This window comes from Desulfolithobacter dissulfuricans (genome assembly GCF_025998535.1).
Taxonomy (GTDB): domain Bacteria; phylum Desulfobacterota; class Desulfobulbia; order Desulfobulbales; family Desulfobulbaceae; genus Desulfolithobacter; species Desulfolithobacter dissulfuricans.
This window is the reverse complement of the sequence record NZ_AP024233.1, coordinates 502,710-527,895: the sequence shown is the minus strand read 5'-3', so window position 1 is coordinate 527,895 and position 25,186 is coordinate 502,710. Positions and strand designations below refer to the sequence as shown.

The window sequence follows — 25,186 nt, the reverse complement described above, 5'->3', positions numbered from 1 at the left end:
CCGCTCCCCTGGAAAGTTGTGGTACCTGTCGGCTGAACGGTCGGCCGGATCAGTAGATCCTGGCCGCCCTGGTCAGTAGGTCTCTTGGGGGAACGACCCCCATGAGGGTGGCGTATTTCCTGTTGATGTGCAGTTCCAGGTCCTTCTGGAACTCCACCGGGATACCGCCGGGATCGGCTCCTTCGAGAATCCGGTGAGCCATGGCACCGGTCTGGAGCCCATGGCGGTAATAATCAAAGCCCATGGCTGCCACCGCACCCCGGGCCACCGAATCCACATCAGCGGCGAAAATCGGCAGCCGGTTCTGGGTGCCGACCTTGATGACCGACTCCAGGGCCGAGACAATGGTGTTGTCCGTGGGGATAAACACCGCATCCACCTGGCCCACCAGGCTCTTGGCGGCCTGGTACACATCGGCGGTCTTGGAAGCCGTGGCCTCGACCACGGTGATGCCCTGGTCGGAGCAGAGTTTTTTCAGGCTGGCAATGATGGATTTGGAATTGGCCTCACCTGCGTTGTAGAGCACTCCGAGCCGTTTTAGGCCGGGCAGGAACTCCCTGATCATCTCCACGTGTTTTTCCACCGGCAGGAGGTCCGACACCCCGGTGATGTAGCCGCCGGGATGCTGCAGATCCCGCACCAGCCCGGCAGCCACCGGATCGGTCACCGCAGTAAAGAGCAGGGGCCTTTTCATGCTGGCCGGGGCCTTGTTCAAGGCCTGGGCGCAGGCCTGGGCCGAAGGGGTGGCAATGGCCACCAGGAGATCGGCCTTTTCCCCTATCATCTGCTGGGCAATCTGGGTGGCAGTGCCCATGTTGGCCTGGGCGTTATGCACCTTCCACTGCACCTCCACACCATGTTCACTGAAATAATCCTGCATGCCCCTGAGCACGGAATCCAGCGCCGGATGCTCGACAAACTGATTCACCGAGATCCGATATTCCCCTGCCTGGACACCCTGAACCAGGGCGAAAAAACTCAGTGCGACACACAACAACAGCCTTTTCATCGTTCACTCCTCTGTAAAGATACCGGACAGACAAACGGGCATGGTTTCAGGATCTACAGCTACCACACCCCGAAGGCAATGACAATCGTCAACTGCAGGAACAGGAACCCATGAAAAGACAAGAAACTGAGAGATCCCGGCTGACAGGCCGGCCAGACGACAGCTGAAAGGTATTGCAGTGGGCCTGGCCCGGGAAACTCCCTCACGCAAGCTCGGCGAGGATGATTTCGAGCTCGTGGACCGTGAAGGGCTTGACCAGGGCGGCGGCAAAGCCATATTTGCGGCAATCGGCCATCACAGGATCGTTGGAATAGCCACTGGAGACAACGAGCCTGGCCTGTGGATCCAGGGCCAGAATTTCCACCGCGGCTTCCCGGCCTCCCATACCGCCAGGAACGGTGAGATCCATGATCACGATGTCAAAGGGGGTGCCGGCCTCCTGATGCTGGCGGAAAACCTGGACAGCCTCCCGGCCCTCGGTCACGGTCACTGCAGTATAGCCCAGGTCTTCCAGCATGGAGCGGGTCACTTCGCGCACCAGTTCTTCATCGTCCATGACCAGGACGTGCCCTCCACCACGTCCGGTACGGACCTGGTCGCTTGCCACCGGCGCGGTCTCCCGGGCGACTGGAGCTGCGGGCAGATAGATCTTAAACGAGCTCCCGGCACCCCGGCGGGACTCCACGGTGATATGACCGCCGTGCTGGCTGATGATGGAGTGGCAGATGGCCAGTCCCAGCCCGTTCCCCGCCTCCTTGGTGGTGAAGTAGGGCTCGAAAATCCGCTCCATCAGTGCCGGGTCGATGCCGCAGCCGGTATCACTGACCGTGATCCGGACAAAGGGGCCATCGTCGACACCGGGTATGTTCTCGCCGGTGATATCCTCCAGGTTAACGCAGCTTATGGTGACGGTCCCGCCGTCGGGCATGGCATCCCGAGCATTGATGACCATGTTCTGCATGACCTGGCTGATCTGTCCCTGATCAATGTCCACAAGCCAGAGATCATCGGGAATCTGGAAGGTACAGTTCACCTTCTCACCATGGAGCACAAACCCCACCGACTCCCGGATGACATCGGCCAGGGACGAGGTCTTCTTCACCGGGGCACCACCCTTGGCAAAGGTGAGCAGCTGACAGGTAAGCTCCTTGGCCCGCAGAGATGCGGCCTTGGCGTTATGGACCAGCTCCCGGGCCTTGCTGTCCGCATCGACCAGCCGTTCGGTCAGACTGAGATTGCCGATAATGGCCACAAGCAGGTTATTGAAATCATGGGCGATACCACCGGCAAGCACCCCAATGGATTCCAGTTTCTGGATCTTTTGCAGTTCTTTTTCCATCTGCAGTTGCCTGGTGACATCCCGAAAGACCAGCACTACCCCGATGATCGCCCCGTCATGGTCCCGGATCGGCGCACCGCTGTCGGCGATATGGCGTTTCTTTCCATCGCGACCAACCAGGAGACTGTGGTTGGCCAATCCGACGATATTTCCGGTGGTCAGCACCTTGTCCACCGGGTTCTCGCAGGGCACGCCGGTGCGGGCGTTGACCAGCCGAAAGATCTTTTCCAGGGGACGGCCGATCGCCTCGACGCTGCTCCAGCCGGTGAGTTTTTCGGCCATGGAGTTAAAGAGGGTCACCCGCCCGTCGGTGCCGGTGCAGATAACCCCGTCGCCGATGCTATTGAGGGTGATGGCGAGGCGTTCCCGTTCCGCGGCCAGGGCACGCTCCGCCATCTTGCGGGGGGTGATATCCTGGAAGTTCTGGATAATGCCGACGAGTTTTCCCTGGGCATCACGGAACGGGCTGGCGGTAACGAGATAATGACGTAATCCCTTCCCGGGCAGTTCCTTGGCCATCTCATAGGTCACAATCTCCTGCTGCCCGTGCACCACCCGGCGCAAGGTACATTTTTCGGTTTGGCAGTTGGGACCGGGCCGGTTTTCGTAACACTTGACACCGCTTTGTTCATCCCTGAAAGGCCATATCTCCCGGTACGCCTGGTTGGCATGCATGAGGGTGAAATCAAGATGGGTGATGCAGGTGGGCACCGAGCTGTTGAAGATGTTTTCCAGGGTGGCCCTCGATTCAAGCAGCTGTTTTTCAATGTGGCGCCGCTCGGCAATCTCTTCTTCCAGCTTGAAGTTTGTCTGCTCCAGTTCCAGCGTGCGCTCCTCCACCAGCTGTTCCAGCTGATGCTTGTGCTGTTCCAGTTCCTCGTGCACCGTTCGGAACCGGTGGAAATAGATGCCAAAGGCAAAGATCACCACGAAGACAGCGCTGTTGACCGAACCGCTCACCGGGGCGACGGCCCGCCAGATGCCGGGCATGTTGCCCAGCAGCAGAAGTTGTTTGACCAGGTGACCAAAGGAGCGGGAAACAGCGAAAAAGACAATGGCGATGGTCAGCAGATAGATATACTGCCGAAACACATCATCGGGCCGCCGGCTCATCCATTGCCGGGCGGCCCTGAGGCTGGCAAACGCCAGGCCGAGCGTTACCACCGCCCCGGCAATATCGCAGATAACAACCGGCCACCAGGAAAGTATCATGCCTGGGCTCTCCATCTGTTCAGGGCTCTGAATAGAAAGAAAAAGGCCGGGACCAGCAGCAGGTGATCAAAACGACAGAAATACAGGTACCAGTCCAGCGGATTGTCGGCCCTAAAGGCGACAATGTGGCCGTTGGTCAGGACAAAATGGTCCGGGGTTACATACTTAAGTAACCAGTGGCCGATAAAGGTCTGCACATTCCAGAGGATGATCAGCCAGAGAAAAATGCGGAACTCTCGCCAGCCGGGGGTCTGGAGGGTGGAACGATGGACACGGAAGAGCATGTAGACCATGCCGATGGCAAAAAGCAGGTGGCCAAGCTGGTGCGAAAAAATCCCCTCAGGGTCACCATGGGCCTGGACCGCGAAAGCCGGGTTTACCCAGGCCAGCAGCAGACCCATGGTTGCAAGGACGACGGTGATCATGATGAAAATGTTTGCACCAGCTGGTTGAAAAGAATGTTCCGTTGTAACGGACAAGACGAGTCCGGGAGTTATCCACGGTTTTCGGATTTGGCTAAAACAGGTCTCGAAATCACTTTCCGAGAAATGATCCCATTTATTTTTTCCTTGTATCTACTTAAGTTTATTAAAGACAATGTTTGAAGTCAAAACAAAAAAAGAGGAAAGAACCTCCCTTTTCCCAGCTTCTCCAGGCACGTAACTGCTTGAACGAAAAGCTATTTACGGCAATTCCGCGTAAATACATCGATCCTGCAGCGTGGCACCTCGAATATCTGTCGAGACAGGCTGAAAAAAAGATGGATTATGCGGACCTCGTTTTACCACAAAATCGTTGTCAGACAGAATGGTTGACAGAAATGACCATGAGAGCGTCAAACCTCCTCTGGACCGTTGAGGCACCTGTGTGGAGTTCATCGGGACCAAGCAAGAAACAGGGCTATCCTCTTCCAGAGGTCTAAACAGACTGGATGCTCTGACCCTTAAACGGAGCAGCGATGATAGAGAAGGATCTGCCACCTGTGGTGGCACAGTATTTTCACCATGTCCTGTCCGGGAACCGTACGGAGATCGCAAAGGTATCCCTGAGCCAAAGCGGGAAACAGCGCCCGAGTCCGACCTCCGCCAAGTGGATGTCCTTTACCGCCAGGCACCAGATCTGGCCGCTGGAAACCAGATTCCTCTGGGATGGCCGAATTCGCCTGGTCCGTGGCATTCATCTACGTGTTGTCGACAGTTACGGTGGTGGCGTTGGCTCGGGCAGGGTCCAGCTTTTGTCCCTCCTGCCCCTTGCATCCGCCACCGATGTACCGGAATTAAACTCCGGCGCCCTGCACAGATACCTGGCCGAAGCAGTCTGGTATCCCACGGCTCTCCTTCCCCGGGCCAAGGTCCGCTGGCACGAAATCAGCAAAGAAGCCGCCCGGGCCACCCTGACGGAACATGACCTGACCGTTTCCCTGGAGTTCCGATTCAACAGGAATGGTGAGGTGACGGGCATCTACAGTCCGGGACGATACGGCCGGTTCGGGAACAGGTACATCCAGGTACCGTGGGAAGGGCATTTTTCTAACTACCAGATGGTTAATGGCATACGTATCCCGATGCAGGGTGAGGTTGGCTGGTATCACGAAGGAAACCTGGAGCTGGTCTGGAAGGCGAAAATCGTCAGGACAGGGCCTGGGCCACAAATTTCACGGCGTTGACATACATGGGGGCTACATGCCGCGGGTCGACGCCGATACTCTTCAGGGCAGCCAGACATTTTTTGGCATCTTTTTTTTCATAACTGGTAACAACCTCGAGAAAAGGGGCACAGGGACCTTTTCTCTCCGTCAGGGCCAGGACAAGATCCTCTCCCAGGGGTACCCTGCGGACGATATTCTTCATCGGTGTGTCGAGGATGGCGTCAATCAGGGAGAAGAGCCCCAGGAGGAAGAGCTGGCTGGAGGCCACCCGGTGGCGGCTGCTTCTGGTGGCCAGCTGTTCGCAGAACCGGGCCCGGATCAGGGCCAGTCGCACCAGCTCCACCGGTTTGTCCAAGGCCATTTCCGAAACGATGGCCAGACAGACGAAACTGCGCACCCCTTTCTCGCCCAGGTAGACCAGGGCGTGGCGGATGGACTCCACCTCTTTGAGCATGTAATAATAGGCCGAGTTTATATAGCGCAGCAGCTTGTAGGTAAGGGCCACATCCGAGCTGATGATCTCCTCCAGCCGGTCCACCGTGGTCGACGGTCTGTTGATCTCCACCAACAGCTGCAGCAGGCTTATCTTGGTCGAGGCCACCTCTTTTATCCGCAGCCGCTCAGGCTTGCTGAAAAAATAGCCCTGGAAATAGCTGAATCCGAGTTTGACCGCCTTCTCAAACTCCTCGTGGGTTTCGATCTTCTCGGCCAGCAGCTTGACATTGAACCTCGACAGCCGGTACAGGGTCCGCTCGATCTCATCCATGGAGAGTTGACGGAAATCGATCTTGATGATGCTGGCCAGTTCGACCAGGGGGATCAACCGCTTGTCAAAGACAAAGTCGTCCAGGGCCAGGGTGTAGCCGAGCTTAACCAGATTTCTGCACATGGTCAGGATCCTGGGCGAAGGAGGCACATCCTCGAGGATCTCCACCACGATCTTGTTCTTGGGAAAAAAGGGGGCGATGTTCTTCTCCAGAAGCTCCTCGGTGAAGTTGATAAACGAGAGCTTGTTGCCGGTGATCTCCTCGATGCCCTCGGTCAGGAAGGTACTGGTCAAAACGCTGCAGGTGGCCCGGCTGCCGGTGACCTTGTCCAGGGTATCGCCCATGGATTCCCGAAAGAGCAGCTCGTAACCGTAGGTCTTCAGGTGGACATTGAAAATTGGCTGTCGGGCGATATACACATCCATTGCAACTGCCTGCCGGGGTAATGTGGTCAGCGGTCGGTGTCTTCCGGGACGTTGAAAACGTCGCAAAAGACAGACCAAAGGGTAACTCCAGTATACCACAACCCTGCGTATGGTAAAGAAAAGCCCGGCTTTCCCGCCTGATAAACAGACAAAAAAAAGCCCGGCCGGAAAAAATTCTCCGGCCGGGCCTGTTGTGTGTACTGCAAGAGAGGAAAAAACAGCTACATGATGGACTGCACCACGGTGCCGGCAAAGGAAACTATCTTGGCCGGGAAAACACCCATGATGATAATCAGCAGGACCAGGACCACGCCGATGGTCTTGGTGAAGCAGTCCACGGTGACATCGGGACGCTCTTCGGGATCTGCGGTATAGGCGGCCTTGACCACCGACAGGTAGTAGTAGATGGCAATGGCCGTATTGATGGCCGCCAGGATGACCAGCCAGAGATAGCCCTGCTTGAAGGCCCCGGTCAGAAGCATGAACTTGCCCATGAAGCCGATAAAGGGCGGGATCCCGGCCAGGGCAAAGAGGCCAACGGCCAGTATGAAGGCCAGGACCGGTTCGCGCTTGTGCAGACCGTTGAGATCCTCGATGGCAAGGTTCTCACCCTTACTCGATACATTGGCCAGTACCAGAAAGCAGGCCAGGTTCATCAGAACATAGCCGATGATGTAGTAGATGGAAGTGGCGTAGCCGCTCACCTGCATGGTCAGGATACCGAGGAGGACAAATCCGGCATGAGAGATGCCGGAAAAGCCGAGCATCCGCTTGACATCGGTCTGGACCAGGGCGGAAAGGTTACCGTAGAACATGGAGCACAGCGCCAGGGTCATGAGCAGATAGATGATGATCTGCACGTTGCCCTGGGCCATGGTGACAAAGCGGATCAGCATGGCCACCGCACCCAGCTTGGGGATGGTGGCGATGAATCCGGTGGTCTCGTTGGAGGCCCCCTGGTAGATGTCCGGAACCCAGAAATGCATGGGGAACACGGCCAGCTTGTAGAAGAATCCGCCCAGCACCATGAGCACTGCAAAGAGCGCCGCCGGCTGGGAGGCAACCTTCTGCAGGCCGGGAATGATCTCGGCCAGGTAGGTGGAGCCGGTGAGCCCGAAGAGATAGCTCATGCCATAGAGCATGAAGCCGGTGGCCATGACCCCGAAGAGGATATACTTGATGCCGGCCTCCATCTGGATCCGGAGCCCTTTCTGGTCATCACGCATGGGCACGAGCAGGTAGAGGGCAAAGGAGGAAAGCTCCAGGGAGACGAAGATGGAGATCATCTCCACCGAGCTGACCAGGGCCATCAGCCCCAGTACCGAGAGGAACAGGAACATGTAGTATTCCGGCCGCACCTCGATGTTGATGTCCTTGTCGGTCTGGCTGAACACGGTCACCACCAGCAGCGCGAATCCCATGACCAGCTTGAAAAGCTGCGAGAACTGGTCAACCTGGTAGGAATCATAAAAGAGCGATGCCCTGGTTCCGAAACAGACTATGGAGGCCAGAAAGGTGAGAAATCCAAAGAACACGGCGGTGTTCTTGATCTGACCAGCGTTGAGCTGCTTCGTCAGACTGAGCGCAAAGAAGGCCAGTGCTGCCGCAAGGAGCGTAAGTTCTGGTAGGATTGCCATTTGGGTATGTCCTCGGTTAACATCCGTGCAGGTTTGTTTTTGTTACCTGCACTTAGGTAAAAATTTACTACGATCTACCGCAAGATAATATCAGCCACCGACTGGGCCTGCTGCCAGTTGTGCAGTCCATCGAGGAGGTTGACCACCGATGTGTGCATCATATCTATAAAGGGCTGCGGCCCAAGACCGATCCAGAACACAAAGATCAGGAACGGAGTCAGGGTGATAATCTCCCGGAAGCCCAGGTCCTTGAGGTAGGACTGGTCCGGATTGTCGGTGCCGCCCCATATGATCTTCTGCAGCATGCGCAGCATGTAGGCAGCGGCCAGCACAGCGCCGGGAATGGCTGCCAGGGCCAGCCCCTTGTTGAACTCAAAGGCTCCGGCCAGGACCAGGAACTCGCCGATAAAGGAGTTGGTGCCCGGGAAGCCGAAAGAGGACAGGGAAAAGAAGGCCAGGAAGGTCACGAACCAGGGCATGTACTTGCCCACCCCGGTGGCCAGCCGCAGCTCGCGGCTATGGGTGCGCTCGTAGATCATGCCCACGCAGAGGAACAGGGCACCGGTGGTGATACCGTGATTGATCATCTGCAGGATGGCACCTTCAAGCCCCTTGGTGTTGAGGACAAAGATACCAAGGGTGACAAAACCCATGTGGCCGACCGACGAATAGGCGATCAGCTTCTTCATGTCATGCTGAGCCAGGGCCGTGAATCCGCCGTAGATGATACCGGCGATGGAGAGGTAGAGGATATAGGGCGCCAGCAGGAAGGTGGCATCCGGGGTCATGGGCAGACAGAAGCGGAGAAAACCATAGGTTCCCATTTTCAGGAGCACCGAGGCCAGGATGACCGAACCGGCGGTGGGCGCCTCCACATGGGCGGCCGGTAGCCAGGTGTGGAACGGGAACATGGGCACCTTGATGGCAAAGGCGAGAAAAAAGGCCAGGAACACCAGGATCTGGAAGTTCATGGAGTAGTTCTGCCACATCATGTCCGGGATGAAGAAACTGCCGTTCTTCTGGTACAGGGCGATGATGGCCACCAGCATCAGGATGGAGCCGGCCAGGGTGTAGAGAAAAAACTTGATGGAGGCATAGACCTTGCGCGGCCCACCCCAGATGGCGATCAGCAGGTACATGGGGATGAGCATGAACTCCCACAGGATGTAGAAGAGTACGAAATCAAGCGCCATGAACACGCCGAGCATGGAGGTCTCCATGATCAGCAGGCAGATCATGAACGGGGTCACCCGGGTCTTGATGTACTTCCACGAGGCCAGCACGCAAAAGGGCATGATGATGGTGGTCAGCATGACGAGCAGGATGGAGATGCCGTCGACCCCGAGGATGTAATTGATACCCAGCTGCGGGATCCAGGCATGGGCCTCGGCAAACTGGTATTTGGCCGTGGTGGTGTCAAACCCGGTGACCAGCGGAATGGAGAAGATGGCGGTCAGCGAGGTAATGGCCAGGGTCCAGAACCGGGCAAAGGACTCACCGGAAAAAAACAGCATCACCACAGCTCCGGCGAGCGGGAAGAAAATCAGGAAACTGAGCAGGGGAAACCCCTCTTTTATGATCAGTACGTCCATTCCCTTACGTCCTATTTAGTAGAGTTGAAAAAGTGTGTACGTAATCAGCACGATCGCGGCAAAGGTCGCAGCATAGAAGATCGTGTACTGAATCTGTCCGGACTGGAGCACCCGCACCCGTCCGCCGATACCGCGCACGCAGCGGGCAATGCCATCCACCACCCCGTCGATGGCGTGCCAGTCGAACCAGCTCCAGAAACGGGCTGTGGTCATGAGACTGACCAGACCGACAGCGCGGTAGGCCTCCCCCCAGGCGGTGTCAAACCACTGGATCGGATTTTTGGCAACCCAGAGGAAGAGTCCGCCGCCCTTGCGATAGAACCAGTCCATGTCCAGGCAGAGCTTGTCTTCGGGCACCAGGTATTTCCTGAGAGCATAGAATGCCAGGGTGGCAAAGCCGAGCAGCTGTACGGTCTCGGCAAAGTGGTATGCGGTAAACGGCGTGTATTCCACCGGATAGGGCAGCAGGCTGTAAAGGATGCCGGGAAAGGAGCCGACCAGGATGCAGAAGAAGGCGCCAAACGTCATGGCCATCTGCATGTTCCATGGCGGATCCGCTGCCTTTTCGTAGGTTTCCGGGCTGCCGTTTTCTTTGCCGAAGAAGAGGAAATAAGGCAGCTTGAGGCCGTTGTACATGAAGGTGCCGGTGGCGCCGAACATGAGAAGCCAGCCGACCCAGTTCAGGTGTTCCTCAAAGGCCGCGCCCACAATCATGCCCTTGGAGGCATAGGCGGCAAAAAAGGGTGCTGCGGAAATGGACAGGCAGCCGATGACGGTGAAGATCATGGTGGCCGGCATCTTGCGATAGAGACCGCCCAGCTCGGTGAACTTGGTCTTGCCGGTCATGTAGAGGACCGACCCGGTGCCCATGAAGAGCAGCCCCTTGTAGAGGATGTGGGCCACGGCATGGGCCGAAGCGCCGTTGATGGCCATCTCGGTACCGATACCGACCGCGGCAACCATGTAGCCCACCTGGGAGACGATGGACCAGGCGAGCAGCTTGCGGATGTCATTCTCCATCACCGCGTAGATCACACCGTAGAGGGCCATGACCACGCCGAGCAGAACCAGGACATCCATGCCGGCACAGGCCCGGGCCAGGGTGTAGACAGCGGTCTTGGTGGTGAAGGCGCACATGAAAACCGCACCGTTGAACGATGCCTCGGAGTAGGCGTCGGGCAGCCAGGAGTGCAGCGGAACGATGGCGGCGTTCAGTCCCAGGCCGATCATGATCAGCCAGGTATAGAGCTCAGGATGCTTCACATCCATCAGGGTGAAAGCCAGGTCGCCGGTGGCCTGGTAGCGCAACATGATACCGAACAGCAGAATCACCCCGCCGATGGTGTGGATGAGCAGGTAGCGGTAGCCGGTACGCAGGGAATTGGGCCCGCGCCGGAACCATACCAGGAAGACCGAGGCAAAGGCCATCATTTCCCAGAAGAAGAACAGGGTCAGATAATCACCGCAGTAGATCGTCCCCAGCGAGCCGGCCACATAGAACCAGGCCGCCATGTGTTCCTCGGCCTTTTCCACGTGCAGCCCGTACAGGGTGCCGATGATGCACATGAGCGCCATGATGTAGGCAAAGACCGTGGACAATTTGTCCACCCGGCCAAACACCAGCTGCCAGTCCATGAACTGGAAGGTCATGAACTGCCCGGAGAGGGCCGAGTTGGAGACCACGGCACTGAAACTGAGCAGCGGGATCAGCACCAGATACGGCTTGCGCAACGGCCCGCGGACAAGGGGCAGGATAAGCGCGCCGATGATCAGGATGAATGCGGGATGGGTAAAACTCATTGTCGGTTAATCCTCGCAGATTCTTGGTGTTGTAAAAGTCCGGTCCACCCGGGGGTGGCGCAGGAAACTTTCAAGGTCAGGATCCGTTTTTTCACGGTCGGCGGGGAACATCCGCCGGGCCGTGCTCCGCGCCGGAGACTCTAGTCGTCACTGGTGTCGTAATAGTCTGTCCTGGTCATGATCCCGGAACGGCCGTACCAGTGCGCGATGCCGATGATTGCCCCGGCGGCGCAGAAGCCGAACAAGGACCAGAAAAAGGGCACATGCTTTTCCGCCCAGGTGTGTGCATGGCTTTTGTCCACGTAGAGGGAGTAACAAAGAACCAGCCCCAGCACGATATAGCAGCCCAGTTTCAGGGCCTGGGGCCGGGCCCGCAGATAGTCTATCAGCCTAATCATCCTGTCACCGCCTTGACAAATTGCATCATGAAGTTGGGATAGATTCCGATGATCACAGACACGGTAGCCGCGATCAGGATTGGTATCAGCATGGAGAGCGGAGCCTCCCTGATACCCACCGACTCCTCACCTACGGGCCGCTTACCGAAAAAGGCCTTGTAGGTCACCGGCGCGAAATAGCCGACGTTGAGCACCGTGGAGGCGATCAGGATCAGGAGGATACCGATCTGATGGGCCTCCATGGAACCTACCAGCAGGTACCACTTGGTCACGAACCCGGCCACCGGCGGGGCCCCGATCATGGACAGCGAGGCCACGGCAAAGGCGCCGAAGGTAAAGGGCATGCTCCGTCCCAGGCCGCTCATCTCGGAGATGTTCTTCTTGTGGGTGACCACATAGATGGCACCGGCAACAAAGAAGAGGGTGATCTTGGAAAAGGCGTGGTTGACGATGTGGATAAGCCCACCGCTCACCGCGTGCGGGGTGAGCATGGCCACGCCGAGGATGATGTAGGAGAGCTGGCTGACCGTGGAATAGGCCAGCCGCGACTTCAGATTATCCTTGGTCAGGGCGATCACCGAGGCCATGATGATGGTGAAGCCGACAAAATAGGCCGTGGGAATGCCCAGGTTCAACGCGCTCATGGTGTCGACACCGAAGATGTAGAGCATGGTCCGGGTGGTGCAGAACACGCCGACCTTGACCACGGCCACCGCATGGAGCAGGGCCGAGACCGGGGTCGGGGCGACCATGGCGCCGGGCAGCCAGTGGTGCAGCGGCATGATACCGTTCTTGGCAAATCCGAGCAGGCAGAAGATGTAGAGCATGACCACGACCCAGCCCTTGGTATCCACCGGAATGATACCGGTAAAAATATTATGCGGGAAGTCCAGGGTCCCGGTCAGCACATAGATCAGGATCATGGCCGGCAACAGGAAGAGCTTGGCCGTGGTGGTCAGGTAGACAATGTATTTCCGCGCTCCGGCATAGCCTTCCTCATCCTGGTGATGGGCGACCAGCGGATAGGTGCAGACCGAAACGATCTCGTAGAAGAGATAAAGGGTGAACAGGTTGTCAGACAGGGCCACACCGATGGCGCCGAAGATGGCCAGGGCGAAGCAGGCATTGAACCGGGTCTGGGCGTGTTCCTTGAGTCCGCGCATGTAGCCCATGGAATAGAACACGGCAATGATCCACAGCGACGAGGCCACCAGAGCGAAAATCATCGAAAAGGCATCGGCCCTGAGGGTGATCGACAATCCGGGCAGCAGGTGGAAGATCGGGTAGACCAGAGTCTTGCCCGCCCTGATCGACGGAATGAACGACAGTACGATGATAAACAGCAGTACGGCCGAACAGAACGAGGTGAACTCCCGGAGATTGGGATGATTCCTGAGCATCATCACAACCAGGCTGCCGAACAGCGGGATCATCACCGCCAGCAGCAGGTTGGAGTTTACGACAATGTTTGCGGTTGTGGAGACAGCGTCCATAACGATCTATTCCTCTTAGGCTTACCCGTGGAGATCGACCAGATCTTCAGTATCGATGCTCTTGTAGTTCCGGTACACGGCAATCACGATGGCGATGGCGATGGCGGCCTCGGCGGCGGCAATGGCCATGATGAACAGCGTGAATATCTTTCCGATGGACGGATTCGGGGCCAGGAACCGGTTGAAGGCCATGAAGTTCATGGAGGCGGCGGCCAGTATCATCTCCGAGGAGATCAGCATGCCGATGATGGTCCGCCGGGCGACAAAACCGTAGATCCCGAAGCCGAACAGCATGGCGCCAATGACCAGATAGGTGTTGAGACAGTTATACAGATTCAGCATGATCAGTCCCTTCCTCTGCGCGCCACGACCAGGGCGCCGATTATGGCAATGAGAAGTACAATGGAGATCAGTTCAAAGACCATGGAATGGGTGGTCAGCAGCGTGATGCCCATGTGGTGCATGTCACCGGTTCCTTCCCGGGGGAAGACCTGCCAGTCGGTGTTGAGCCCGAGCAGGGTGAAGGCGGCAAAAAAAAGCGCCCCGACCGAGAAGCCAAGCGGTCCGGCCAGGGGCGGGTTCTTGCGGCCGATGGGATCCTTGTACTCCGGCTCGGCCAGCATGATGGCAAAGGCGATGAGAATAGAGACCGCCCCCACGTAAATGAGCATCTGCATCATGGCCACAAACGGGCTGAGCAGAAAGTAGTAGATGCCCGCCACCCCGGTGAAGCAGACCGCCAGGCCGGCCACCGCGCGGATGAGCCGCCTGGCCATGGTGGCGATGAGCGCTCCGGTGATAACCGTGGCAATCAAGAACAGGAAAATCAGGCCGACCATCCCTTCCGCGGTGAAAAGCGACGGGTTAGCAGCCGGCTGACAGATAACAGGTTGCATCAGCTCTTTTCCTCCAGTCGTTTAAGGAGATCGAATACATAATCTTCCTTCCTGGTTCCTGCCAGGTTGTAATCCTTGGAAAAGCGGATGGCGTTGAAGTTGCAGCTCTCGATACAGGAACCGCAGAGGCTGCACTTGGTGAAGTCCAGCTCATACTTGGTGAGAGACTTCTTCTTGGCCCCCTCCTCCTTCTTGCCGGCCACGGTAATGCATCCGGACGGACAGGCGCGCATGCACATGCCGCAGACAATGCAATTGGGTTTACCGTCCTCATTTGCCACCAGCTCGATATGACCGCGGAACCGCTCGGTCATGACCGGCACCTCCCACGGATACTGCTCGGTGACCACCGGCTTGAAAAACTCCCGGGCCGTGATGGAGAGGCCAACTACCAGACTCTTGGCTCCGCCAAAGACATCATTCCAGTATGCGCTCATGGTTAGAACACCTTGATAAATGCTGCAGCTACGAGCAGGTTAACGAGAGAGAACGGAATCAGTATCTTCCACGACAGATTAAGCAGCTTGTAAATCTGGGTCCGGGGATAGGTCCAGCGGATCCAGATGAAGGAAAAAATCAGGACGTAGATCTTGATCAGAAACCACCACACGCCGGGAAACAGGCCAAAGGGACAGTCCCAGCCGCCGAGGAAGAGGATCGTGGTCAGGCAGGCGCCGACAACGATGTTGAGATACTCCCCCATCATGAAGAGGCCAAATCCCATGGAGCCGTACTCGGTCATAAAGCCGGCGATCAACTCGGACTCGGCTTCACCCATGTCGAACGGGGCCCGGTTGGTCTCGGCAATGGAGCAGATGAAGAAGAGGATGAAGGATACCGGCATGAGGATCGACTTGTCGAACCGGAACACGTTCCAGTGCCAGAATCCCCCTGCTGGTCCATGGCGATCTCATGCAGGCTCATGGAACCGGTGATCATGACGATGGTGATCACGGTCACCAGCATGGGAATCTCGTAGGCCACATTCTGTGACACGGCCCGGGCGGCGGAGATGACCGCGTACTTGTTGGCCGAGGCCCAGCCACCGAGCAGGATGGCGAACATGCCGATGGAGGCCAGGGCAAAAATCAGCAGCACCGACAAGTCGATGGCCCGGGCCTGGATGTTGTCGGAAAAGGGAATGGTCACCATGGAGGTGATGGCCGGGATCATGGCCAGGACCGGCGCCACCCTGAAGAGGATGCCGTCCACGCCCTGGGGCACCAGCAGCTGTTTGCTCATCAGCTTTATACCATCGGCCAGTGGCTGCAGGAGGCCGAAGGGACCAACTTCCTTGGGACCGATACGACGCTGGATATGGGCCGCGCCCTTCCGCTCGCACCAGCCCAGGTAGGCCGCGTTGAGACCGGCAAAGGCCATGAATCCTATGAGATAGAGAATCGGGCGCCAGATGCTTGTTTCCATGTTATTCTTACCTCTTCCCCTTAACGGTCGATCTCGGGAATGACCAGGTCCAGGCTGCCCATGAATGCCAGGGCATCAGCCAGCAGCATGCCTTCGGCGACTTCACCGAACAGGCTCAGATTGGAAAACGTCGGCGAACGCAGCTTGAGGCGATAGGCCGACTTGCCTCCGTCACAGACCAGACGGCAGCCGAAGCTGCCCCGGGCAGCCTCCACGCAGGCATAGTAATCACCCGCCGGTGGCTTGAGAATCTTGGGCACCTTGGCCTTCACCGGCCCGTCCGGAAGCTTGTCCAGGGCCTGCTCGATGATGCGCATGGACTGCTCGATCTCGTCCATGCGGACCATGTAGCGGGCCATGGAGTCGCACTCATGGTAGACGGGGATATCGAAATCAAATTCCGGATACACTGAGTAGGGCTCGTTTTTACGCACATCGTACTTGATCCCGGAACCGCGCAGGACCGGGCCGGTGGCCCCGTATTTGCGGCACTGTTCAGGGGAGATGATACCGATACCCTCAAGACGTTTACGGAAAATGATGTTACCGGTGACCAGGTCATGGTACATGCGCTGCATCCGCGAACGCAGCCGCTTGATGAACTCGTAGGTACCCTCGATGAACTGCTCGTCGATGTCGTTATATACGCCGCCGAACCGGAAGTAGCAGTAGGTCAGGCGCGAGCCGGTGATCCGTTCGAGCAGGTCAAGGATCTTTTCACGATCATCGAAGGCATAGAGCAGCGGTGTAAAACCGCCGAGGTCGAGAATAAAGGCGGCCCACCAGAGCAGATGGCTCGATATGCGGTTGAGCTCCACGGTGATGACCCGGATGTACTCGGCCCGTTCCGGCACCTCGATGCCGGCGGCCCGTTCCACCGCCAGGACATAGCCATGGTTGTAGGCCAGGGCGTGCAGGTAATCCATCCGGGCGGTATTGGGCATGAACTGGGCAAAACTGCCAGCTTCGGCCATTTTCTCGTGCATGCGGTGGATATAGCCAAGCACCGGTTCGGCCTTGACGATATACTCACCATCCATGGTCAGCTTGACCCGCAGAACGCCGTGGGTGGCCGGATGCTGGGGCCCGAGATTGAGGACAAAGACCTCGTCAGGTGCGATCTGAATCGGGACAGTCATGGCTTGAAGTCCTTTAAGAGTGGATGAAAATCAGCATCTTCAGGCAACAGAAGCGGCTCGAGACAGGGATGACCGGTAAAGACTATCCCGAAGAAGTCGTGGGTCTCGCGCTCATGCCAGTTGGCCCCTGGAAAGACTTCCGAGATCGTGGCGATCTCCGGGTTCTCCCGGGATATAAAGGTCCGGACCACCACCCGGCACAGTTCACCGCCGGTGTGATTGTAGTCGTAAATGACCTCCATCCGGTTGTCCTTTATCCAGTCTACGCCGGTGACAGCCTCAAGGGAAAAGCCGAGACCATCGAGGATTTCGGCTGCCCTGACCACCAGGTCCGGATCGAGGAGTACATCGAGATGCACTCCCCGATCGCTGTGCTCCAGATCCAGGATGCCACTCTGGCGCGGACCCTCCTCCTCTTTCTCTTGCTTACCAGCCTTTTTTACCTCGGCCTTTTCCTTTGACTCAGCCTCTGCAGACGAGGTCTCTTCCGCGGAGGCCTCACCTTCCCCGGATCCATCCGGAGAAGCGACCTGTTCCACGGCTTCCGTTTCGGTATCAGCCTCCACTGCTTCCTCTGCCAGGGCGGCAGCTTCTGCGGCGGCCCGGGCTTCGGCCTCTGCCGCAGCCAGCTCCGGAAACAGTTCCAGCAGAGCGGTGCGTGTCTCTTGTACTATACTCATGACATTACCCCATCGGGCGGGATGCGCGGCCAGCGGCGCTTGCCGGTTATCTTCTCTTCCAGGGTCATGATACCCTCGAGAAGGGCCTCGGGCCTGGGCGGGCAGCCGGGGATGTAGACATCTACCGGCAAAAAGGTGTCCGCCCCTTCAACCACGTTATAATTTCCCTTGAACTTGAACGGACCGCCGGAAATGGCACAGTTTCCCATGGCGATGACCCACTTGGGTTCAGGCATCTGATCGTACAGGGTAAGAACGCCGGGAAGCATCTTTTTGGTGATGGTGCCGGCCACGATCATGACATCGGACTGCCGGGGTGACGGCCGGAAGACCTCAGCGCCGAAGCGCGAGATGTCGAACCGCGAGCCACCGGTACACATCATTTCGATGGCACAGCAGGCCAGGCCGAAGGTCATCGGCCAGAGCGAATTGGCCCGCCCCAGGGCCAGCAGCTTGTCCAGAGCCGCAAACTGAACTACTGATGACGGTATTTTCTCTGTTCCCACGTAAACACTCCTTTCACCCAGGCATAAACCACAGCAAGCGAGAGGATGCCGACAAAGATCAGCACCTCGACAAAATCACGGATGACGAACTGGGGGCTGTTATAGGCCACAGCCACCGGAAAAAGAAACAGGACATCAACATCAAAGGCCAGAAAAATGAGTGCATACAGATAGTAGATGATACCAAAACGGATCCAGGCGGTTCCGATGGGCACCATACCGCACTCGATGAGCTGGCCGGTCCTGTTGGTTACGTTGCGGGTAGCGGAAGACGGACTGAGGAGCTTGACAATGATGATGGGACCGACGCCGAAAGCCAGCGCCCCGAGGAAGAAGATTGCAACGTAGATGATATTGGTCAGGGTATGTTGATCCATGTTGCCCCTCTGAGAAGTTGTGAATTACAATGCTGCCCGACACCGGGCATCAAACTCGATATGGCACATATAAGTAAGGCTGAACCTGCCTGTCAAGCAAAAAAATGAACCTTCATTCATTGTTGCTTTAACTGCCTTAAACTTCGGCCAGATGAGGATTCCAGCTTGACTCAGGTGTATTACCTGCTATGTTCGTAAAAGAAAATTTGGGATTCAACAACTTCTTGTTCAATTAAATTGATAAGCGGGAGAGTTATGCCTATCACACTGCGCCAACTTGAAATCTTCATTGCCGTTGCGGATACGCAGCAGGTAACCAAAGCTGCAAAAAAGTTATACCTTACCCAGTCGGCGGTCAGCATGGCCCTGGGGGAACTGGAAAACAATCTGGGAGGACCACTGTTTGACCGTCACGGCCGTAGCCTGCTGCTCAACGACCGTGGTCGTTACCTGCTTCCACTCTCCAAGGAGATTCTCTACCAGGTGGGCAACATCGAGGCCATGCTCACCGAAAAAAGGGACACCGTGGCCGGCTCCCTGGAAATTGTCGCCAGTTCGACCATCGGCAACTATGTGCTGCCCTACCTGATCGGCACGTTCATGCGCATGCACCCGGCGGTCCACATCAACATGCTGGTACTCAACACCCGGTATGCGGAGAAACGGATCGCCAGCGGCGAGATGGATCTGGGATTTGTGGAAGGACAAGTCAGCGACGAAATGGTCCGGGCCGTTCCCTGGTTCGAGGATGAGCTGGTGGTCATCGTCAGCCCCACCCATCCCCTGGCCAACGAGAAGGCCTTCAAGGTTCCAGACGACCTGGAACGGACGACCTGGGTCATCCGGGAAGAGGGCTCCGGTACCGCCGCGATATTCAAGAAAAAGCTTGGCCGCTACGCCTCACATCTCAAAATCAAAACCAAGCTGGGTCATACCGAGGCCATCAAGAAGGCGGTGGAATCCGGCGCCGGCGCCGGTTGCCTGTCTTCGCTGACCGTATGTCGTGAAATTGAGCATGGCTGGCTCAAAAGTTTACCGGTGGAGGGAATCGACATGCAGCGTCAGCTGCTGATCATCCACCACCGGGAGAAAATCACAACCCGGCTGATGGATGAATTCCTCAGCTTCTGCGAAGTGATGAGCGAGTGCGGTCTCGGCCGGGCCTGCCTGTCTTCTCCATGGAAACTTCAGGCCCTGCTCACCGAGTACTCCATGGAAAAGGAACAGAATAAAACTGAAGTCTGATTACCACTGAAATTCAGCCACCGATGAATGAAGGTGTCGGGGCTTGCTTGTTGCACGGGTGTCTGTGGCCTGGATGGCCACAGTCAAGCCCCCAGGGACGGGTTTATGGCGTCCCGTGAAACAAGCGAGGCCCGGCACCGGTTTCAATGCTGAAGATTGATGGTAATCACAAACTGAAGAGTAAAAGAGACGTATCGGAACAAAATCGAGTAGGGTGAGGCAAGGTAATTAAGCTTGCCTCATCCCTCTCACAGAACCGTACGTACGGGCCTCGTATACGGCTCCTGTTTATTTTTCCTTCATACTGAAACAGAAATTCCGGCCTGTACAGATGCGAGGTCAAAGAGCCCCATTTCCCCATGCAGGCAGCTGTTGGGAAGGGCATAATGGCTCAGTGGACTTGCTGCATTGGCCCAGGAGTTCATCTTGATACTTTTGAACTCTCCTCTATAGCCCAGCTGTCTCAGTCTGCGGTGTAGCCTGCACGGCTTTTTCCACAGCTTCAACTGAACAGCACGCAGCCGTCTTCTGATCCACCTCATCAGCCGAGAAAACTCACCCTTGCAGTTCGCTATCCGAAAGTAGTTGGCAAAACCCCTCAGCAACCGGTTGAGGTCGGCTATCACCTTCTCAAGGTTCACCGGGGAGTTACGCCGGGTCATCGCCTTGACCTTTGCCTTGAAGGCCCTCACCTTGCCTCGCTGTATTCGGGTCATCACGGAGTGGATACAAACTCCAAGAAATTTAATCCCTTTGAGGCTGTGGCTTATATGGGTCTTTTCCTGGTTGACGGTCAACAGCAGTTCTTCTTCAAGATAACGACTGGCCTGGTTCAGTGCATTTTCGGCTGCGCTCTTTGACTGGCACAGGATCAGGATGTCGTCCGCATAGCGGACGATGCGGTGGCCACGATTCTTCATAAACTGATCGAAGGAATCAAGGTATACGTTGGCAATCAACGGGCTGATAACTCCGCCCTGCGGACTGCCGACCTCGCTGGCCTGCCAACCATCTCCTGTCAGAACACCGCTTTTCAAAAACTTCTCCAGCAGACCAAGAATACTTCCATCGCTGACCCGGCGACGGAACGAGGCAAGGATCAGGTCATGGTTCAACGTGTCGAAGCATTTCGACAGATCCATGTCCACTACCCATTTCCGCTCGTACGTCCGGATGAACATCGTGGCTTTGCTGATTGCCTGGTGACAACTCCGACCAGGACGGTAGCCGTAGCTCGACGGATGGAAATCGCGGTCAAATATTGGTTGAAGTATATCCAGCAGGGCCTGCTGTACCACACGGTCACGGACTGCAGGTATGCCGAGTAGCCGTTTCCCGCCGTTCGGCTTCGGGATCTCCACCCGTCGCACGGCCAGCGGCTGGTAGCTCTTGTCCTGCAGTTCCGTCAGGAGATGATCGATATTGGTCGCAAGTGATCCGGCAAAATCATCGATGGACTGGCCGTCTATACCGGCAGCTCCTTTCGAGGATTTCACCTTGTAGAATGCCTTGACCAGGTTCTCCCGGCTCAGCATTCGATCATATAGGCTGTACCAGACGTCAACCATGCTCCTGTCCTGCGTTTCCCTTCCTCTATTTCCACGTGGAGACTTCGGTTCTTCAATGGGCGCGACCGCTTTCTATCCTCATGGGCAATATACGATCAACACTCCCATCTACTCCGATGAACGGCCAAAATCGGCAGAGGACCTGTCACGGCATACCGCCGATAGCGTGCCCCGTCCCGTCGGACGGCTTGTGTTCAGTCTGCCAGGTGTCCATAGATTCCGGAAAACCTTCAAATAAACTTCATCCCTTCGCAACAGATATGGCTTTTGGCTCATAACTGCCCCCAACGAACCAGGCCGTTGGGTCATCCCGGTTTTATCCTCCACACTGTTACCAGGCTTCACAGGCCGGAATTTCATCACTACTACGGAATCATCTGCCACCTCACACCGCTTCGATCCGCCTTGGATTTCTCCTTGTGCTTCTCTTTTTCCGCTTAATGCGGAAACAGTGCAAGGCTTCCCCGGTTAAGGCGAACTCCCTGTGAGCGACCACATCCTCAATCACGTATCAGGACTGACCAGGTATCGGGCTTCGCGCTATTTAGGACGCTTACCCTCCTGATACGCCGAATCAGGTTCGCTTGCGCTATGTGCCGCTCACTTCCTATCGCTTCCTTCAGACCCTGCCGTTACCAGCAACGCCCTTACGATTCGGATTGTCTTCCCCCTGGTCAGGGTGACGCCTGCTTAACACAGGCTGGGTTTGCCCGCCATGCCGGGCAAACTAAAAAAGGCGGCACCCGCACGGATACCGCCTCTTCAAAAGGAAAGGGAAAGGTTTCTGTCAGCACGAAAGATCAGGCAAGCGCGGCCAGAGCCTTCTTTATACGCTCCATTCCTTCCTTGATTACCTCCATGGAGGTGGCAAAGGAAAAACGGACAAAGGCATCGGCACCAAAGGCGGCACCCGGTACGGAGGCCACCTGGGCCTCGTCGAGGAAATAATCGGCCATGGCCACGGAATCCTCTATTTTCTTTCCCTTGAAGGACTTGCCGTAATAGGCTGAAAAATTCGGAAAGACATAGAAGGCCCCCTTGGGGTTTACGCAACTCACGCCCGGGATCGATTCGAGATCGCTGACAAAGAAGTCGCGCCGGGGCAGAAAGGCCTCGGTCATGGTCCTGGGAAAATCCTGCGGACCGGTCAAGGCGGCCAGGGCGGCATACTGGGCCGGTGCGCACGGATTGGAGGTGGACTGGCTCTGGATCTTGTTCATGGCCTTGATCACATGGGCCGGGCCGGCCGAATAGCCGATACGCCAGCCAGTCATGGCAAAGGATTTGGAGACCCCGTTCAAGATGATGGTCTGTTCCTTGAGCTCGGGAAGGACATCGAGGATATGGGGCAGCGGCTCATCCATGTAGGTCATGGTCTCATAGATGTCATCGCTGACGATGAGCCAGCCCCGTTCCAGGGCCATTTTCCCCACAGCTTCCAGGGCCTTCCTGGAAAATACCGAGCCGGTAGGATTGGAAGGGCTGTTCAAAAAGATGGCCCTGGTCCGGTCCGTGGCCTTTGCCGCCACCACATCGGGATTGAGATCGAAATCCGCCTTCTCATCCAGGTCCACGGTCACCGGAACCCCGCCCGCCAGCTGAACCATGGGTGGATAGGACACCCAGTAGGGGGCCGGAACCAGAACCTCGTCGCCGGGATTGAGCACGGCCTGAAAGATATTATACAGGCCATGTTTCCCTCCGCAGGAAACCTGAATCTCGTCAATGGTGTAGTCCCAGCCATGATCTTCCCTGAACCGGTGGCAGATGGCCTCACGCAGCTCCGGAATACCGGGAACGGCGGTATAGCGGGTATGCCCCTCGTCAATGGCTTTTTTCCCTGCCTCGCAGACATGGGCCGGAGTATCGAAATCAGGCTCTCCCACACTGAAATTAAGGATGTCGGCCCCGGCCGCCTTCAGGGCCTTGGCCTTGGCATTCACCGCCAGGGTGGGCGATGGCGGTATCTGCAGAACACGATCAGCAAGGGCAATAACTTCCTGTGACATTATCTTCTTCCTTCCAGTTAAATGTAGAGATTGCATTACAAAACCGCAGTTCAGATGCTGTAGCGCTTTCAGCTCAATTATTCAACCTAAAACGCACATTCGGCAGGGCCGGGAAGACAAAAATGCCACCCGGACACGGCCTGAAAAAAAAATTCACCCTGCCCGCCTGTACAACTACCTGTCCGACTGGTAAACTCTACCTAGTGTTAAACCGATACCGGTGGCACAAGCCAGCTCAAAACAAGGCAACAGTACAATTCACGGAGAAATCGCAATGTTTCGCAACCTGAATATTCAATGGAAAATCCTTGGCATCGCCCTGTTCGGCCCCCTGATCATTTCCCTTGTCCTGACCTGGCAGCGCATCGATGACATCAGGCAGGGAGCGGTCGAGGCCATCATCTCCAAGAGTGCCGGCATCGTGCTGATGGCAGAGGCCACCCGGGACCGAATGGCCAACAAGCTGCAGCTCGGGATCATCACCCCGCTCGACCAGCTGGACCCGTCGCTGGTGGTGGAGGCGGTGCCGATCATCACCGCCATGCAGGTGGCTGGAGACAAGGCCGAGGAAGCCGGCTACACCTTCCGGGTCCCGACCATGGAACCAAGAAATCCAGCAAACAGTCCCACAGATCTTGAGCGCAAGGTTCTGCAGGAGATCAAGAGCAATAACCTGGAAAAGAAAATCATCATCGAGGACAACCAGGTCCGTTATTTCAAGCCGGTCCGGCTCACTAAGGAATGCCTGTACTGTCATGGTGAGCCCAAAGGCGAGATGGATGCCACCGGCATGGCCAAGGAAGGTTGGAAGGTCGGAGATATCCATGGCGCCTTTGAGATCATCAGTTCCCTGGATGCGGCCAACAGGGCCGTGACCCGCGCCAAGTGGACGGTTTTTATCAGCACTGTCATTATTTTATCAATGATCACCATCATCGTCTGGCTGGTACTCAAAGCCTCCATCATCAAACCCCTTTCCGAGGCCACGGACTTTGTCCGCAAGGTTGCCGACGGAGACATGACAGCCACCATATCAGCCAGAAGCAAGGATGAAATCGGTTCCATGGTCGAGAACCTCAACAAAATGGTCCTCCAGCTCAGAACCGTGGTCCGGGAAATCTCCGGCACTGGCGCCACCCTGCTCGACTCCTCCAGTGAGCTCGGTTCCCTGGCGGACGAATTTGTCTCCGGGGCCGAGAAAACCGCGGAAAAGACCCGAGCCGTGGCCTCGTCCGCCGAAGAGATGAGCGCCAATATGTCCACCGTCGCGGCCGCCACCGAAGAGGCCTCCACCAACATCTCGCTGGTCGCCACCGCCACCGACGAGATGTCCTCGAACATCAACGGCATTGTCAATTCCACAGAAAAGGCCAAGCTGATCACCAAGAGTGCCGTTGACGAGGCAGGCTCGGCCTCGGAGAAGGTCGACGAGCTTGGTCGGGCGGCCATGGAAATCGGCAAGGTCACTGAGACCATCACCGAGATTTCCGAACAGACCAACCTCCTGGCCCTCAACGCCACCATCGAAGCTGCCCGGGCCGGTGAAGCCGGCAAGGGATTTGCCGTGGTCGCCAACGAAATCAAGGAACTGGCCAAACAGACCGCCGAGGCCACCGGTGAGATCAAGGACCGGATCGATTCCATCCAGAACTCCACCGACGCCACGGTCAGCCAGATTCAGCAGATCACCTCGGTGATCAACGAAGTGGACGAAATCGTAGCCACCATTGTCACCGCCGTGGAAGAACAGTCGGTGACCACCAATGAAATTGCCGAGAACATCAGTCAGGCATCCGTAGGTATCCAGGAGGTCACGGAAAACGTGGCCCAGGTCTCGGCGGTCTCCGACGAGGTGGCCCAGGATATCAACGAGGTGAGCCAGGCATCTGTTGCCACTTCCCAGGGCTCGGCCCGGATGAAGGAGTCCGCTGCCAAGCTTACCGGCCTGGCCGAGCAGCTACAGAAAATGATGGCCCGCTTCAAGGTTTGAGCTTTTTGTTCGGCAAGAAGTACAACAGCCT

Annotated in this window: 21 protein-coding genes and 1 pseudogene; 3 read left to right on the top strand and 19 right to left on the bottom strand. The window is 56.9% G+C overall.

The genetic code is table 11. The features are described 5' to 3' along the window. Positions 1-49 precede the first annotated feature (49 nt). The 3 genes from GF1_RS02195 to GF1_RS02185 all read right to left on the bottom strand — a co-directional run bounded on the left by GF1_RS02195 (position 50) and on the right by GF1_RS02185 (position 3,985). Complete coding sequence (locus GF1_RS02195; RefSeq protein WP_267927995.1) at positions 50-1,009, bottom strand: ABC transporter substrate-binding protein; 960 nt, start codon at positions 1,007-1,009, stop codon at positions 50-52. Positions 1,010-1,211: 202 nt separating this feature from the next. Beyond that, complete coding sequence (locus GF1_RS02190) at positions 1,212-3,560, bottom strand: hybrid sensor histidine kinase/response regulator (RefSeq protein WP_267927994.1); 2,349 nt, start codon at positions 3,558-3,560, stop codon at positions 1,212-1,214. After that, complete coding sequence (locus GF1_RS02185; protein ID WP_267927993.1) at positions 3,557-3,985, bottom strand: hypothetical protein; 429 nt, start codon at positions 3,983-3,985, stop codon at positions 3,557-3,559. The genes GF1_RS02190 and GF1_RS02185 overlap by 4 nt, the downstream gene beginning before the upstream one ends. A 533-nt stretch (positions 3,986-4,518) precedes the next feature. Here GF1_RS02185 and GF1_RS02180 point away from each other — a divergent pair. Next, positions 4,519-5,226, top strand: coding sequence for a DUF6920 family protein (locus tag GF1_RS02180; protein ID WP_267927992.1), 708 nt, complete (start codon positions 4,519-4,521; stop codon positions 5,224-5,226). On the opposite strand, the gene GF1_RS02175 is transcribed toward GF1_RS02180, so the two are convergent. From GF1_RS02175 to GF1_RS02105, 14 genes and pseudogenes are all read right to left on the bottom strand, one after another. Further along, entirely contained in the window at positions 5,189-6,400 is a 1,212-nt protein-coding gene (locus GF1_RS02175) for an EAL and HDOD domain-containing protein (protein WP_267927991.1), read from the bottom strand. The two genes, GF1_RS02180 and GF1_RS02175, sit on opposite strands and share 38 nt — an antisense overlap. Before the next feature lie 221 nt (positions 6,401-6,621). Continuing rightward, the gene (locus GF1_RS02170; RefSeq protein WP_267927990.1) at positions 6,622-8,037 is read right to left on the bottom strand and encodes an NADH-quinone oxidoreductase subunit N; all 1,416 of its coding nucleotides are present in this window, start codon (positions 8,035-8,037) and stop codon (positions 6,622-6,624) included. Between the two features lie 74 nt (positions 8,038-8,111). After that, on the bottom strand, positions 8,112-9,629 hold the full coding sequence (locus GF1_RS02165) for an NADH-quinone oxidoreductase subunit M (RefSeq protein WP_267927989.1): 1,518 nt from the start codon (positions 9,627-9,629) through the stop codon (positions 8,112-8,114). A 15-nt stretch (positions 9,630-9,644) separates the two neighbouring features. Beyond that, positions 9,645-11,429, bottom strand: coding sequence for a Na(+)/H(+) antiporter subunit D (locus GF1_RS02160; RefSeq protein ID WP_267927988.1), 1,785 nt, complete (start codon positions 11,427-11,429; stop codon positions 9,645-9,647). A 140-nt stretch (positions 11,430-11,569) separates the two neighbouring features. Next, positions 11,570-11,827 carry a hypothetical protein gene (locus GF1_RS02155; RefSeq protein ID WP_267927986.1) on the bottom strand — a complete coding sequence of 86 codons (258 nt, stop codon included), beginning with the start codon at positions 11,825-11,827 and terminating at the stop codon, positions 11,570-11,572. Next, complete coding sequence (locus GF1_RS02150) at positions 11,824-13,320, bottom strand: monovalent cation/H+ antiporter subunit D family protein (RefSeq protein ID WP_267927985.1); 1,497 nt, start codon at positions 13,318-13,320, stop codon at positions 11,824-11,826. Before GF1_RS02150 ends, GF1_RS02155 begins: the two co-directional genes overlap by 4 nt. 21 nt (positions 13,321-13,341) lie before the next feature. Beyond that, entirely contained in the window at positions 13,342-13,668 is a 327-nt protein-coding gene (gene nuoK / locus GF1_RS02145) for an NADH-quinone oxidoreductase subunit NuoK (RefSeq protein ID WP_353740443.1), read from the bottom strand. Then, positions 13,665-14,216: an NADH-quinone oxidoreductase subunit J family protein gene (locus GF1_RS02140; protein WP_267927983.1), complete on the bottom strand. Its 552-nt coding sequence runs from the start codon at positions 14,214-14,216 to the stop codon at positions 13,665-13,667. Before GF1_RS02140 ends, nuoK begins: the two co-directional genes overlap by 4 nt. Next, on the bottom strand, positions 14,216-14,653 hold the full coding sequence (locus GF1_RS02135; RefSeq protein ID WP_267927982.1) for a 4Fe-4S dicluster domain-containing protein: 438 nt from the start codon (positions 14,651-14,653) through the stop codon (positions 14,216-14,218). The genes GF1_RS02140 and GF1_RS02135 overlap by 1 nt, the downstream gene beginning before the upstream one ends. A gap of 2 nt (positions 14,654-14,655) precedes the next feature. Next, a pseudogene (gene nuoH, locus GF1_RS02125) lies at positions 14,656-15,641 on the bottom strand (NADH-quinone oxidoreductase subunit NuoH). A gap of 20 nt (positions 15,642-15,661) precedes the next feature. Beyond that, positions 15,662-16,780: an NADH-quinone oxidoreductase subunit D gene (locus tag GF1_RS02120; RefSeq protein WP_267927979.1), complete on the bottom strand. Its 1,119-nt coding sequence runs from the start codon at positions 16,778-16,780 to the stop codon at positions 15,662-15,664. After that, positions 16,777-17,460 (bottom strand): NADH-quinone oxidoreductase subunit C, encoded by a 684-nt coding sequence (locus tag GF1_RS02115; protein ID WP_267929094.1) that lies wholly within the window; start codon positions 17,458-17,460, stop codon positions 16,777-16,779. Before GF1_RS02115 ends, GF1_RS02120 begins: the two co-directional genes overlap by 4 nt. After that, on the bottom strand, positions 17,457-17,951 hold the full coding sequence (locus GF1_RS02110; protein ID WP_353740442.1) for an NADH-quinone oxidoreductase subunit B: 495 nt from the start codon (positions 17,949-17,951) through the stop codon (positions 17,457-17,459). Before GF1_RS02110 ends, GF1_RS02115 begins: the two co-directional genes overlap by 4 nt. Next, positions 17,936-18,343, bottom strand: a complete 408-nt coding sequence (locus GF1_RS02105) for an NADH-quinone oxidoreductase subunit A (protein ID WP_267927978.1) — start codon at positions 18,341-18,343, stop codon at positions 17,936-17,938. The genes GF1_RS02110 and GF1_RS02105 overlap by 16 nt, the downstream gene beginning before the upstream one ends. A 255-nt stretch (positions 18,344-18,598) precedes the next feature. Here GF1_RS02105 and GF1_RS02100 point away from each other — a divergent pair, with 255 nt between their 5' ends. Next, the gene (locus tag GF1_RS02100; protein ID WP_267927977.1) at positions 18,599-19,588 is read left to right on the top strand and encodes a LysR family transcriptional regulator; all 990 of its coding nucleotides are present in this window, start codon (positions 18,599-18,601) and stop codon (positions 19,586-19,588) included. 299 nt (positions 19,589-19,887) lie between these two features. Here GF1_RS02100 and ltrA read toward each other — a convergent pair whose 3' ends face one another. Together ltrA and GF1_RS02090 are read right to left on the bottom strand one after the other, a co-directional pair. Then, positions 19,888-21,156, bottom strand: a complete 1,269-nt coding sequence (ltrA, locus tag GF1_RS02095) for a group II intron reverse transcriptase/maturase (protein ID WP_267927976.1) — start codon at positions 21,154-21,156, stop codon at positions 19,888-19,890. An 800-nt stretch (positions 21,157-21,956) separates the two neighbouring features. Continuing rightward, entirely contained in the window at positions 21,957-23,165 is a 1,209-nt protein-coding gene (locus GF1_RS02090) for a pyridoxal phosphate-dependent aminotransferase (protein WP_267927975.1), read from the bottom strand. Positions 23,166-23,439: 274 nt separating this feature from the next. Between GF1_RS02090 and GF1_RS02085 the strand changes: the two genes are divergently transcribed. Next, positions 23,440-25,155, top strand: a complete 1,716-nt coding sequence (locus GF1_RS02085; RefSeq protein ID WP_267927974.1) for a methyl-accepting chemotaxis protein — start codon at positions 23,440-23,442, stop codon at positions 25,153-25,155. The last annotated feature ends 31 nt before the right edge of the window (positions 25,156-25,186 follow it).